We start from the raw sequence: 12,116 nt of genomic DNA, 5'->3' as shown, positions 1-12,116 counted from the left end.
GGGAATTAAACACGGGGAAAGCCTTCCCCGGGGACAAATTTTTCTGAAAAGTTTTTGAATCCAATCAAAGAGAAACAAGCAGTAATTGATAAAAAACGAAAAACCTCAAAATATTCGTAAAGGATGCGGAAAGAGGGCTAAAATATTTAATATAATACTTTATTATAAACAAGAGGTTTCAACATGTATAATCGAGAAGAAATCATCGATAAGGGGCTTGAAATCGTCGAAAATAACCTAGCTAGTGATGAAACAATTCTTTTCTATGACTTCTGTGTCAAGGCCCGCATAAAGGTGACTCCAGTAACAGAAGCTTTAGCAGTGACAGAGGGAATCCCGGGTTTACTGGCATTTACAAACCATAACATTTTCTTTGTCCAAAAATCGGGACTAATAAAATCAACATATGAAATAGCAGTAAAAATTCCACTGGAGCAAATATCCCATTTAGACACCTCAGGTTTACTGATGAAAAGCCTAAAAATTACTGTTGGCACCTGGGAGGAGGAAACCGATCATGTATTTTTGAATTTTAAGAGTGTGAAAGATAAGGAGAAAAAAATTGAAAAAATAAAAACAGAGTTAGAGGAAATTATCCATAAGAAAAAGGAGATGGAAAAGAAGAATCTACAGATGTGATAATCTGTGAATACTGCGAAGAGAGAAACCCAAAACAAATGAAAAATGTGAAAACTGCAAAGCGGTATTAAAAACAAGCTGTTCACAATATTTTTGGGTTAATTGGACGCTGCCTCCTAAACTATTTTTGCATTGAAAAACTTATGGTTTTCATGTTTTGTCTAAGACGCTGAGGCGTATTAAAGTTTATTATCTATTACTAATCTTTAGTACCTGCTGATAGTATTTTTTTCCCGGAATGTGGGTGAGAGTAATTTGGTGGAATGTTTTTTTGGGCGTCTGTACCATTTCCAGCATTCCCTCCACTAATACCTCTTCGTCCTTTCTGACCTGCATTTTATACTCTTCAACATAGTTTACTATTCTTTCAATGTTATCAACCCTATCCCCTTTTAGAAATTCTAAGACATCTATCGGATAGATTGCGGGCATAAAAAAGGAGTTCTTGTCATCTTTTATGATGGCTTTTGCCCGAATCCACCCTACATTGGTTATTCGGGTGTCTGGATGATACTCGTTTTCTATTTCATTCCAAGCCCTAACCGGTTCAAACTCTATCTTAACCCTTCTTTCCAGTTCCTTTGAGTCATGAACCGCATAGATAAACTTCCTCTTCTCATACCACGCATACTCTTTCAGCGTATAATTTTCAAACCGCCAGTTTTTTTGCTCTGCTCTCTCATCAAAAAAATCAAACTCGTTCTTCAAAACCCCATCTCTATCACTGTAAAAATCATTCAGAACATCCACAAGCTCCCGAACCTTTTCTCGACCATAAATAATGTAATCTAAATCACTATATTTCAAGTTGTAAAAACCATGTAGTAAAGAGCCAAAGACACCGAAGTCCGAGGGCTTGAGTCTTGAGTGATAAAAAATTAGATCCAGAACCTTTCTTAAAGCTTTCATTAAATTATCTTTGGGTTCTTTTCCCAAAATTTCTGCTAGTTTCAGGTTCGGCCTTCTGAGTTCTGCCATTTGATCCTCTCTTATCCCCACTAATAGGCGTTGGAGTGGTTCATAGAAAATCTGGTATTGATAACATTTTTCTTGAACGAATCGGAGGCCTCCGTCCGCATAGAACTTGTAATATTTTAAGGGGAACCCGTTACGGACTGCTTTGGGTTCCGGCGCTTGGTAAATTGTTTCTGGAGCATACTCCACATCGCATATGCAGGCATTGGGGGGATGATTATAGCCGTAAACTCGGAATATGATTCCCTCGGGGGACACCGGAGCATCCTTATCTCTTACTTTAAGAACCATATTTAGATCTCGCCTCCTCAAAAAAAAATTTCTGAGTACATTAATGGGTCAAATCAAGAAAATACTGTGGTATTACTTATTTTTATTAAAGGCAATTATTTCGGTAACTTGTTTATAGGCCACAGATATTCTTCTCCTTTTCCCGATCCCAAAACGATTCGATAATCAATTTTATCTGGCGAGCTTAAATCCTCTACTTTCTCTAGCAAACCCTTAACTTTTATTTTCTCGCCAACTCTTGCAAAGTCTCGGAATTGTCCAATCATACTCACAACTCTACGGGGATTTTCTTCCCTCTTTATTTGTTTCGACTCACAGTCTCCAACTTCGTATATAGAAGGCCGAAACATTGACTCATTATTGTTTACCACTTGACAAACCGCTTCCACAGACTTTACTGCTTCGTACTTAAATTGCCCAAATCTCTCAGTTATTTCCTCTATTTTTCGCGTGGCATTAATCACGAATCGAGTACTCTTATACAAACCTCTATTCTGCCTTATGGGATCAAACTCGTCTAATTCTAGAATTTGAACTTCTCCTTTTAAGGCTAAACTGTGAAAAGCTTCCTTGACCCTTCTGAAGTTCTCTGATCCATAAACCGAGATGTCTATGTCGCTCTGATAGTTGTGCATCTGAAGAGAAATAGAACCATGGATACCCAAATCATCATAGGATACACCAGAATCCCTCGAGAGTATTTTAATAATTTCAAGCGCCTTTTTTTCAAGTTCATCAGGATCCTTTTTTTCTAGAAGAAATTTTAAGCGGTCGTTTGGAACATAAATAGTTTTTATACGATTTTTAGGAACGGTAACCAGCTCCTTGCCAATATAGGGATTAAAGTAAACGGCATCCGGTATAATTTTTTTCAAAGAAGAGATAAAAGAATCATAAATTTTAGGGGAATACAGCTTCTCCGGCCTTACCAGGGGAACACCCCCCAGCTCCCACTCAAAGGAAAGCCAAGGAACATCAAAACGGTTTTGCAACTCTTTCGGAATATACTTGATAAAAGCAATTACCCTATCTTCTGGATGCACATATCCCATGGTGTAAAAAATGAAACCCTCTTTAGTAACAATAGCGTCACCGTCTCGAGGTACCCAATCAGAGATTTTCACTATTCACCACACTCTTTATCCTTTTGATGAATTCGCTTTCAACCTCCTCGGGACTAAGATTTTTCTCCACCGCTTCCCTCACAAAGCTCTTTCTTAGAAAGCTTACACGTCGAGCTAAAGACTTATCGCCGCTCTCAGCCATAATTTTTCCAACGATGCTACGGGTAATACGATCAATTTCCTCGGATTTACCCGAATTATAATATGAGGACTTGACCTTAACCTTTTTCCGAGACTTCATATCCCTAATTTTTTGGTGAATATTTTTCACCGCATCTTCTAACTGGATTTTGGATGTGTCTATGTAAGCGATTGGTTGATCCCACTTGTACTTTTTACCGGGAATATCGAATCTATCATGTATTCTTTGGATAACCTCGGGTGGTATAGGTTCCCCACGTTCTTTATTCCACTTTAATGCATAATCAATTGGGGCATGAACGTATACTATAGCATATTCTACTTTGTTCCTCTTCGCGATTTCTATCAAGTCCCGTCGCATTGCATTGTAATAGTTGGTATCATCGCTGATTACATTCTTGCCCTTTTTAAGCAGGAAATCTATTAAATGCAGTGTTATCTCTCTTATGAATGCTTCGCGTTCAGGTTCAAAACTCTCCTCGTGTGCAGGAATTAGGTGGCGAATGTCATCGGAACCTACAACAAATGTGGAGCCATCATTTCCCTCAAGTTCAATAGCCAATCTTCTCGCAATTAGAGTCTTACCAATACTGGGTATACCACAGAAGATTACCAGCAAGGTTCTGCAACACCATTTGAATTATTTCGCTAACTTCACTTAAGGTTATTTTTCCAACAGATTATAAAAGTAATCTGCCCAAAATTTAGTTATAGTTTTACGTATAAATCAAATGTACGATATCAAACAAACTATAAATTGAATCAAGAACCCAAAAAATGGAAAAATTCTCTTTTAATGATTAACCATATATTTAATAGGTCTGATTACAATTTTTACCTCAAATATCTCGACTTTTTGGAGGTTACGACTTGAAGGTTCCTGTGGCCTTAACAATCGCAGGCTCTGATTCCAGCGGAGGAGCAGGAATACAGGCGGATCTCAAAACATTCGCAGCGCTCGGTGTTCATGGAACATGCGCAATCACAGCTATTACAGCTCAAAACACACTCTATGTGCGAGACATCATTTCCATTCCCCCAGAAATGGTAATGGCCCAAATCGATGTTATCACAGACGATATAGAAGTAGACGCCACCAAAACCGGAATGCTTTATGAACCAGAAATCATAGAACTGGTCTGCAACGAACATAATGAACACGGTTTCCCTTTGGTTGTAGATCCAGTAATCTGGGCGGGTTCAGGCGACAGACTGGTCACTCCCGCTGCTGAAAAGAAAATAATAAAATCACTTATCCCAATATCCCTTGTCGTCACACCCAATGTTACCGAAGCCGCGGTGATAGCTGACACCATGATAAACTCGGTACATGAAATGGAGGAGGCTGCCCGGGCCATATCTACCCTGGGTCCAGAGGTTGTGGTTATTAAGGGAGGACACCTGGAGGCAACTGGTGACACAGTTGTGGATGTAATGGTTCACGCAGGGGAGATAACACAATTCAAAAAGTCCAGAGTTGAGGAACCAGGCACACATGGAAGTGGATGCAGCTTTTCCTCCGCTATTGCAGCGTATATTGCCAAAGGTTATGAGCCTATAGAGGCGGTTTCACACGCGGAAAAGTTTATTGAGGTGGCGGTTGGGAATCCGATTATGATAGGGGGAGGAAGAAAACCGGTCAACCCCATTTTCTGGCTTGAAATCGATGCAGAGAGATGGAGAGTACTAAAAGATTTAGATGAAGCGGTAAAAAGGATAGAAACTGCGGATTACTTTGGAGAGTTCATTCCAGAGGTGAGAACAAATATAGGAATGGCCATACCCACCGCTAAAAGTGTGGATGATGTCGCCGCGGTGGATGGTAGAATAATGAATCATCACGGACAAGCAAAGCCTTTGGGAGCCATTAGATTCGGGACTTCAAGCCACATTGCAAGAACAATACTCACAATAATGGAGCATGACCCGTCTATAAGGGCCGCAATCAACATAAAATATTCCGAGGAAATAATCAAGGCCTGTATGGAGCTTGATCTAATCGTTTCCACCTTCGACAGAACTGAAGAACCAGAAGAGGTAAAAAAACAGGAAGGAAGAAGTCTACCGTGGGGAATCAATAGAGCTATCACTTCTATTGGCAAAGTCCCAGATATCATATTTGACCGAGGTGGAATCGGTAAGGAGGCCATGATCCGGATATTTGCACACACAGCCAAAGAAGCAGTAGAAAAAACAATTAGAATAATACAGAAAACAAAAAAGAAGTAACCAACAATTAATCCCAACTATTTAAATAAAAAAATTTGTAATAAAACATTTAAGTACCACTAAAGATTAATTTTCAGTTTAAAACATGGAAGACACAACTTAACCCTGGTGCTATCAATGTACTTTACATTAACTTTTATAGTTGTAAGCACGGTTATTATTAGTTTACTTTCCCTAGTAGGAATAGTAACTTTAGCACTTAACAAATCTTTATTAGACAAAATTCTCTTCTTCTTAATCGCATTCGCTGCCGGGGCCCTAATGGGAGGAGCCTTCTTCCACATCTTACCAGAATCGGTAGAACACACAGAACCATTAAATTTCGCGATTTTACTGATAGTGGGCTTCTCAATCTTCTTTTTATTGGAGCGAGTTATTTATTGGCGTCACTGCCACGAAGGTGTTTGCGATGTACACCCATTTACCTACCTAAACCTTTTCGGCGACGGAATCCACAACTTTATAGATGGTGTGCTTATAGCAGCAAGTTACATGCTGGATATAAATCTGGGAATAGTTATCACTCTAGCAGTTATTGCGCACGAGATACCTCAAGAAATAGGTGATTACGGGATACTGGTTTATGGTGGCTTTGAAAGACTTAAAGCACTGGGCTATAATCTTCTTACCGCCTTAACAGCTATTATTGGCGCACTTATTACTTATTTTGTATTACAGAGCAGCGTAGTATTTGGAGGTTATACCAGTTTCGTATATTCCATTCTGCCCTTCGCTGCCGGAGGTTTCATATACATAGCGAGTTCCGACCTAATCCCAGAACTCCACAAGGAACAAAATATTAAAAGATCAATAGCCTCCATAGTTTTTTTCCTAATAGGAATTATATTATTATTAGGGATAAAATACGCTTTTGCTTAATTTCCATAATTTTTTCTTTTTAGACATGAATCAGTGTTCCTGCTTCGCCTTTTAGCGCCTTTTCTCCCAATTCCAATAAGGAGATAATTACTTTTTTACCCCCATTGGTTACGAATTTCATGGCGGCTTCGATTTTAGGCTTCATACTTCCCCGTTCAAATTGTCCTTGCTCCAGATACTCTCTTGCCTGAACAATACTCATCTCTTTAAGAAATTTTTGATTCGGTTTTCTAAAATTAATAGCAACCCCCTCAATGTTCGTGAGGATTAGGAAGGTTTCTGCTCCGATGCTTGTTGCCAACCTTTCCCCCGTTAAATCCTTGTCTATCACCGCTTCAACACCTTGAAGTGAACCATCCTCTTTTTCAAAAACAGGTATACCCCCTCCTCCGGCCGCGATGACCACAACTCCCTCCCCATATAATCTTTTTATGGTATCAATTTCCACAATAGATTTTGGTTTGGGTGAAGGCACCACCCTTCTGAATCCTCGACCCGCATCATCCCTAAGAATCCACCCTCTCTCATCCATCAGTTTTTCAGCTTCCCAGTGAGTATAAAAGGGCCCTACAAATTTCTCAGGGTTTCCAAAAGCTGGGTCATTCTTATCTACCAATACTTGGGTTACAAAAGTAATAACCGGAATATTTAGTCCCTCTCGTCTTAGCTCGTTCCACATAGCCTGTTGAATCATGTAACCAATCATACCCTGACTCTCTGCCCCCAGCACATCCAGAGTCATAGGTGGTAAGATGTCAGCACACCTCTCATTTCTAATCAAAATATCTCCTATCTGAGGCCCATTTCCATGAGTTATTATAATTTTGTATCCTTCCTTAATCATCCGAACAAGGTACTTAGCGGTTCTCCTAACATTCTCAAACTGTTCCTCAGCAGTCCCTCTATCCGTGTACTTGAGGATAGCGTTACCTCCAAGAGCCACACACACCTTCTCCAACACAAACACCCTCAAAATTTAGATTCAATCAATAAACATGTTTTCTCTCAATTAGAGTTAAATATAATTCTAGATTAGGTGGTATATTTCATCACAGTAATTCTTATATCTTGCCCTATTGAGATTTGTTTTGAGGGTTACTATTGACAAAAGACACCACCAAAAGCCTGAGCGAGCAAATTAAATCCTATTTCCCCTACGACCCCTACCCTCAGCAAGAGAGGTACATGAGGGATGTTGCCTTACTTGTTGAGAGGGGTGGTATAGGCTTTCTTGAGGCCCCCACCGGTTTTGGCAAAACCATTGCTATACTAGCAGCCACCGTTGGTACCCCCTACCGCGTTTTTTACTATTCAAGAACCCATGCTCAGATGAGACAAGTAGCTTACGAGCTGGAAAAGATTAACGAGCTCGGACATAACATAACCGGAGTGGTCAGAGGATCCCGGATACAACTCTGTCTCGACGAGAATTTAAGACGCACCAATGATCACCTTTACACCAGCGAAATCTGCCTATCCCGAATCAGAAGCTTCGAAGAAGATAAAAGCCTCGTGGAAATCGCCTTCTCTAAACCAGAGGTCAGCCTCACAAGTCACGAACGCTTACCCACTGGAATGGATCTATACTGTAAATCCGAAATTGGAGAATTAGAAATACCCTCCATCATTCCAAAAGATGCGCCTACACTAGCCAGCGTGGAGAACCTACTACAGTACGGTTTAGAGCACAGCATCTGCCCCTACTACCTTGCGAGACTGCTTGCCCACATATACAAGGTAGTGATAGGTGCATACAACTATTTATTTATCGATGCTAATTACCAGAACCAGATAGTGGTTTTGGATGAAGCACACAACATGGAAGATTTCCTAAAAGATACAGTTTCTTTCATCCTCTCGCGAATGACTGTTGAGCAAGCCTTGGATGAAATAAAGGAAGTTAAACGTCCCTGGGCTTCCGATATAGAAGAGTTTTTAGCATTCCTTCTCCGATTCTTCAACCACGCCGATCTTAAAGATGAAGAACTACTAACGAAGGAACTAATCCTCTCTGAGATGAATGAACACGGAGTAACAAGAGAGAGAATAAAAAACTTCCTCGACAACTGGCCCATAATCCTAAACGTACAACGCGAACTAATAGCGGCACGCGGCAGAATAATCATACTTGACAGGCTGCGAACCTACTGGATATACAATTTCTTTGAAAACTTTCTACAATCCGGTGAAGAGTTCTACGTTGGGGTCTGGAACCTGAGATACAAGAACAACCCCCAACTGGAATGGCTATGTCTGGAACCCAAAATAGCCTTCGACCAAATTCTAGGCGAGAATCCTAGAACCGTGATACTAACCAGTGGCACACTTTCACCCCTCAAAGGAACCTCGAAAAGACTAGGACTGGAAGAACCATTTCTCCAGAGTTACCCCACAATAATCCCAGAAGAAAACATTCTGATACTCAGCATAAGCCGAGGATTAAACAAAAAACCACTCACCACCAAGTTCGAGCTACGCAAGGACAAAGAAACCCTACTCGACTACGGAAAAACCCTCATAGAACTGATAAAAAATATTCCAAACGGAACCATAGTGTTCTTCCCATCATATGAACTCATGGAAAACATGCTTGACCTATGGGAAAAGCACAAAATACTAGACGATTTGAAGGCACCAGCCTTCTTCGAAGCCAGGGGAAGCAAACCAGTTCTAGCAGACATCTATTCAAAGGAGGCCTCAAAAAACAAAGCAGCACTCTTCGCAGTGGTGAGAGGAAAACTCAGCGAAGGACAAAATTTCCCCGACGAAACCGGACGCGCCGCAATAATTGTGGGAATACCTTACCCCAATATTAAAGATCCCCGGATAAAAGCTCAGAGAGAGTATTATGAGAAGAAACAAAAAGGAATGGGAAGCACCTGGTACTTAGATCAGGCTTTCAACGCGGTGAACCAATCCTTGGGAAGAGTTTGGAGACATAAAAGCGACTACGCCATCGGAATACTCCTTGACAGCAGATACACCTATCGCACAAGCCAGAGCAGACTAGCATCATGGCTCGCCCAAAGAACAATGCCCATAAGCTCCCATTCACCATTCGTAACCATAGAAAAAATAATCCAAGATTTCTTCCAACAATAATCCTTCTAAAACTAAATTCGTCCTAATCACTTATTGTAACCTATTCCATTTCCACAGCAAACCGCTTATTAAATAAATCATTTCCAAATTAGCACCAAAAAATTATTAATGCGAATTGTCGCCTTTTATAAGATTTAAGGGTGATGAAATGCATACAATAGAAGAGATAATAGAGCCTTCAACCATAGCTATAGTTGGTAGCGCAAGGAGAAACGAATTCTACTTCCTAAGATCGCTTGTGGCAGCAGGCTTCAAGGGAGCAATTTATCCGGTTAATCCCCACGTCCCAGCTGCATACGGTTTAAAATTCTATAAAAGCCTGTCAGAAATCCCGGACAAGATTGACTATGTTATTTGCGCTGTTAAGGCTAAATACGTTCCTGGCGTTGTAAAGGAATGTGTAAAAATGGGGGTCAAGGCTATTAACATATTCTCATCGGGATTCGGAGAGAGCGGAACAGAAGAGGGAAAACTACTTGAGAAAGAAATACTGGAAATAGCAAAAGAGGGAGGAGTCAGAATCCTCGGCCCCAACTGTATGGGAATCTACTATCCAGAACACGGTCTATCCTTCCGAACAGATCTGAGGCGTAAAAGGGGTCCAGTAGGCTTTGTGAGCCAGAGTGGAGGCCACGCCATAAGCTTCTCCCTAGCGGGAAACGATGCCGGTCTTTTCTTTAGCAAGGTTTTCAGTTTTGGAAACGGCATTGACATCACGGCCACAGAATTAATAGAATTCCTAACAAGGGATGAGAAAACTAAAATAATTACGGTCTATGTGGAGGGAGTCAAAGACGGAGCTAAGTTTATGAGGGCGATTAAGGAGGCGGCGCTAGAGAAGCCTGTAATCATCTGGAAGGGTGGAAAAACCGAGGCAGGAAGCCGAGCGGCCGCATCACACACCGGCTCCATCGCTGGCTCACCGGAAATTCTGGAAGCAGTTTTTACCCAAACAAATGTTGTCACAGTAGAGAGCTTTGACGAATTGTTAGATACCTCTCTTGCTTTTGCTTACTGCCCCCACGTTTACGAAAACCGCGTGGGCCTGATAAGTATAAGTGGAGGCTCGGGTGTAACGAATTCTGACGCCTGCATAAAAATGGGGCTTAGGGTGCCCCAGTTATCTGAAGAAACTAGGAAGAAGCTGGGCTCCGTTATTCTGGGTGCTGGAACCAGTGTGAAGAATCCAGTTGACCTAGCGGGATCCTACCTTAACCCCGACGTGGTGGCGACAACTGTGGAGACCCTAGGCGATGAGCCCTACCTTGATTCCCTCATATTTGAGGTACAGGTACACTATCCCTCATTCTTTGCGAAATTTATTGATACCCCTGAACTAGCAGCTATGATCTACAAAACCATATCAGACTGCTGTAAAAAAGTAGTTGAGAAAAACAAGAAACCGGTCTTAATCGCTATCCCGCCAATAGGCTACCATGAGGCTGTGAGAGTAGCCAGAGATATGTTCCTAGAAGCAAATCTACCAGTCTTTCCCAGCGTAGACCGAGCAGCAAAAGCCTTAGCCGATATGTACAAGTACTACAAGAAAAGTCAAAGATTACATGAGCTTGAAAAACAAGGATTGCTTCAAGCTGCAGTATAAATTATAATCTACCATCAAATAGAATAAAAGTATATATCATAGAAACAACTAAACTATATAAAGATGCGTATCCTTATTATTTTCTCCCTATACTTGTTTTAATACAATCATAAATCTTTCACTCATCGGTAGAAAGTAATCTTTATCAAAAAATAGGAGAATGAAAAAATATTATTTAGACGGCTTGGTGGCTAGGAAAATCCTTGTCCAGAGAGTTGACACCACTAGTAGCATCCCGAAGCCCACTAGCGAAAGTATGACGAAGAACTCAAAACCATTGAGAACTGCACTAGTCATGCTGGCACTCATAGGATAAATAAAGGCTATTAATAACGCCTCCCAAAAAGAGGCTAACCGGATAAAGTAAATTATACCCACGAGAACGAGTATAGTAAAGATCGTCCCATCAACTATGCTCAGAGCCCCCGTAACTATAGCGAAATCACTCCATTTAACCAAACCCCCTATACGCAGGGTCGCGACACCCAGTATAATTAGCACCACACCTAGAACGGCGAGTCCCATCCAAGTATACAGGAGCTGTGGAATGCGTATCGGTGTAAATATCGTAGAACCATATATTCTCAAAAAGTTATATACGATTGTTGTCTGGAATACTCCGCCTACAAGGAGTAGAATCCCCGCAAGCGATGCTCCAATAAAGCTGCACGCAAAGAATAGCGAGCCTCCAACTCTTCTTTTTAGGATGACCGTAGCACCGAAGGCCGAAAACTTGGATCCACTATAGAACTGAAAACCTAGACCGACCATAATCCCGAAGACTATTAATAGCCCCACAAATATAATTGATGTCATAACAGACAGGTTGACTGAAGTAGGGTAGGGCACTATTAAGCTGAGGATGATGCCATTATAAATAGATGAGCCAAAGAAGGGGATAGGAAAACCCGCTATAAAGTTTACAATGACTGCATAGTTCATTAGATCCGCCATAAAAATTATGAGAGTCGCAATCCATGCAATGCCTGCAAGCGATGTTGCGATGCCTAGTAAGCCTCCTATGATACCCTTTGTATTTGTTTCATTATACATTTTCGAACCTCTTACCCATTAGTATAATAACCGTTGTCCGAAACTTACCCATTTAGGACACCGCCTAAATGGTGTTCGGT

The 12,116-nt window shown here is 41.0% G+C and carries 10 protein-coding genes; 5 read left to right on the top strand and 5 right to left on the bottom strand.

Going from position 1 to position 12,116, the window contains the following annotated elements; all coding sequences use genetic code 11:
• The first annotated feature begins 183 nt into the window (after positions 1–183).
• Positions 184–639 (top strand): hypothetical protein, encoded by a 456-nt coding sequence (locus tag ACUVXA_RS08700; protein ID WP_445870863.1) that lies wholly within the window; start codon positions 184–186, stop codon positions 637–639.
• Positions 640–828: 189 nt separating this feature from the next.
• Here the strand turns inward: ACUVXA_RS08700 and ACUVXA_RS08695 are convergent, their stop codons facing one another.
• The 3 genes from ACUVXA_RS08695 to ACUVXA_RS08685 form a co-directional block, all read right to left on the bottom strand.
• Positions 829–1,905: a hypothetical protein gene (locus ACUVXA_RS08695; protein ID WP_445870862.1), complete on the bottom strand. Its 1,077-nt coding sequence runs from the start codon at positions 1,903–1,905 to the stop codon at positions 829–831.
• Between the two features lie 95 nt (positions 1,906–2,000).
• Positions 2,001–3,029, bottom strand: a complete 1,029-nt coding sequence (locus ACUVXA_RS08690) for a hypothetical protein (RefSeq protein WP_445870861.1) — start codon at positions 3,027–3,029, stop codon at positions 2,001–2,003.
• Entirely contained in the window at positions 3,016–3,789 is a 774-nt protein-coding gene (locus tag ACUVXA_RS08685) for an AAA family ATPase (protein WP_445870860.1), read from the bottom strand. The genes ACUVXA_RS08690 and ACUVXA_RS08685 overlap by 14 nt, the downstream gene beginning before the upstream one ends.
• A 251-nt stretch (positions 3,790–4,040) precedes the next feature.
• Between ACUVXA_RS08685 and ACUVXA_RS08680 the strand changes: the two genes are divergently transcribed.
• Together ACUVXA_RS08680 and ACUVXA_RS08675 are read left to right on the top strand one after the other, a co-directional pair.
• On the top strand, positions 4,041–5,399 hold the full coding sequence (locus ACUVXA_RS08680; protein ID WP_445870859.1) for a bifunctional hydroxymethylpyrimidine kinase/phosphomethylpyrimidine kinase: 1,359 nt from the start codon (positions 4,041–4,043) through the stop codon (positions 5,397–5,399).
• Between the two features lie 117 nt (positions 5,400–5,516).
• On the top strand, positions 5,517–6,278 hold the full coding sequence (locus ACUVXA_RS08675; protein WP_445870858.1) for a ZIP family metal transporter: 762 nt from the start codon (positions 5,517–5,519) through the stop codon (positions 6,276–6,278).
• Positions 6,279–6,297: 19 nt separating this feature from the next.
• Here the strand turns inward: ACUVXA_RS08675 and arcC are convergent, their stop codons facing one another.
• On the bottom strand, positions 6,298–7,239 hold the full coding sequence (arcC, locus tag ACUVXA_RS08670) for a carbamate kinase (protein ID WP_445870857.1): 942 nt from the start codon (positions 7,237–7,239) through the stop codon (positions 6,298–6,300).
• Positions 7,240–7,379: 140 nt separating this feature from the next.
• Between arcC and ACUVXA_RS08665 the strand changes: the two genes are divergently transcribed.
• Together ACUVXA_RS08665 and ACUVXA_RS08660 are read left to right on the top strand one after the other, a co-directional pair.
• Positions 7,380–9,380: a helicase C-terminal domain-containing protein gene (locus ACUVXA_RS08665; RefSeq protein ID WP_445870856.1), complete on the top strand. Its 2,001-nt coding sequence runs from the start codon at positions 7,380–7,382 to the stop codon at positions 9,378–9,380.
• A 148-nt stretch (positions 9,381–9,528) separates the two neighbouring features.
• On the top strand, positions 9,529–10,983 hold the full coding sequence (locus tag ACUVXA_RS08660; protein ID WP_445870855.1) for an acetate--CoA ligase family protein: 1,455 nt from the start codon (positions 9,529–9,531) through the stop codon (positions 10,981–10,983).
• Between the two features lie 171 nt (positions 10,984–11,154).
• On the opposite strand, the gene ACUVXA_RS08655 is transcribed toward ACUVXA_RS08660, so the two are convergent.
• The gene (locus tag ACUVXA_RS08655; protein WP_445870854.1) at positions 11,155–12,036 is read right to left on the bottom strand and encodes a hypothetical protein; all 882 of its coding nucleotides are present in this window, start codon (positions 12,034–12,036) and stop codon (positions 11,155–11,157) included.
• Positions 12,037–12,116 lie beyond the last annotated feature (80 nt).

The organism is Candidatus Jordarchaeum sp. (assembly GCF_052745115.1).
Note: the sequence above shows the minus strand (reverse complement) of the source record. Positions and strands in the feature narration are given on the sequence as shown.

Bases quoted from the DNA above. Each gene is read 5' to 3' on its own strand.
- ACUVXA_RS08695 (WP_445870862.1), bottom strand. From the start codon at position 1,905: ATGGTTCTTAAAGTAAGAGATAAGGATGCTCCGGTGTCCCCCGAGGGA.
- ACUVXA_RS08675 (WP_445870858.1), top strand. From the start codon at position 5,517: ATGTACTTTACATTAACTTTTATAGTTGTAAGCACGGTTATTATTAGT.
- ACUVXA_RS08655 (WP_445870854.1), bottom strand. From the start codon at position 12,036: ATGTATAATGAAACAAATACAAAGGGTATCATAGGAGGCTTACTAGGC.
- ACUVXA_RS08660 (WP_445870855.1), top strand. From the start codon at position 9,529: ATGCATACAATAGAAGAGATAATAGAGCCTTCAACCATAGCTATAGTT.
- ACUVXA_RS08700 (WP_445870863.1), top strand. From the start codon at position 184: ATGTATAATCGAGAAGAAATCATCGATAAGGGGCTTGAAATCGTCGAA.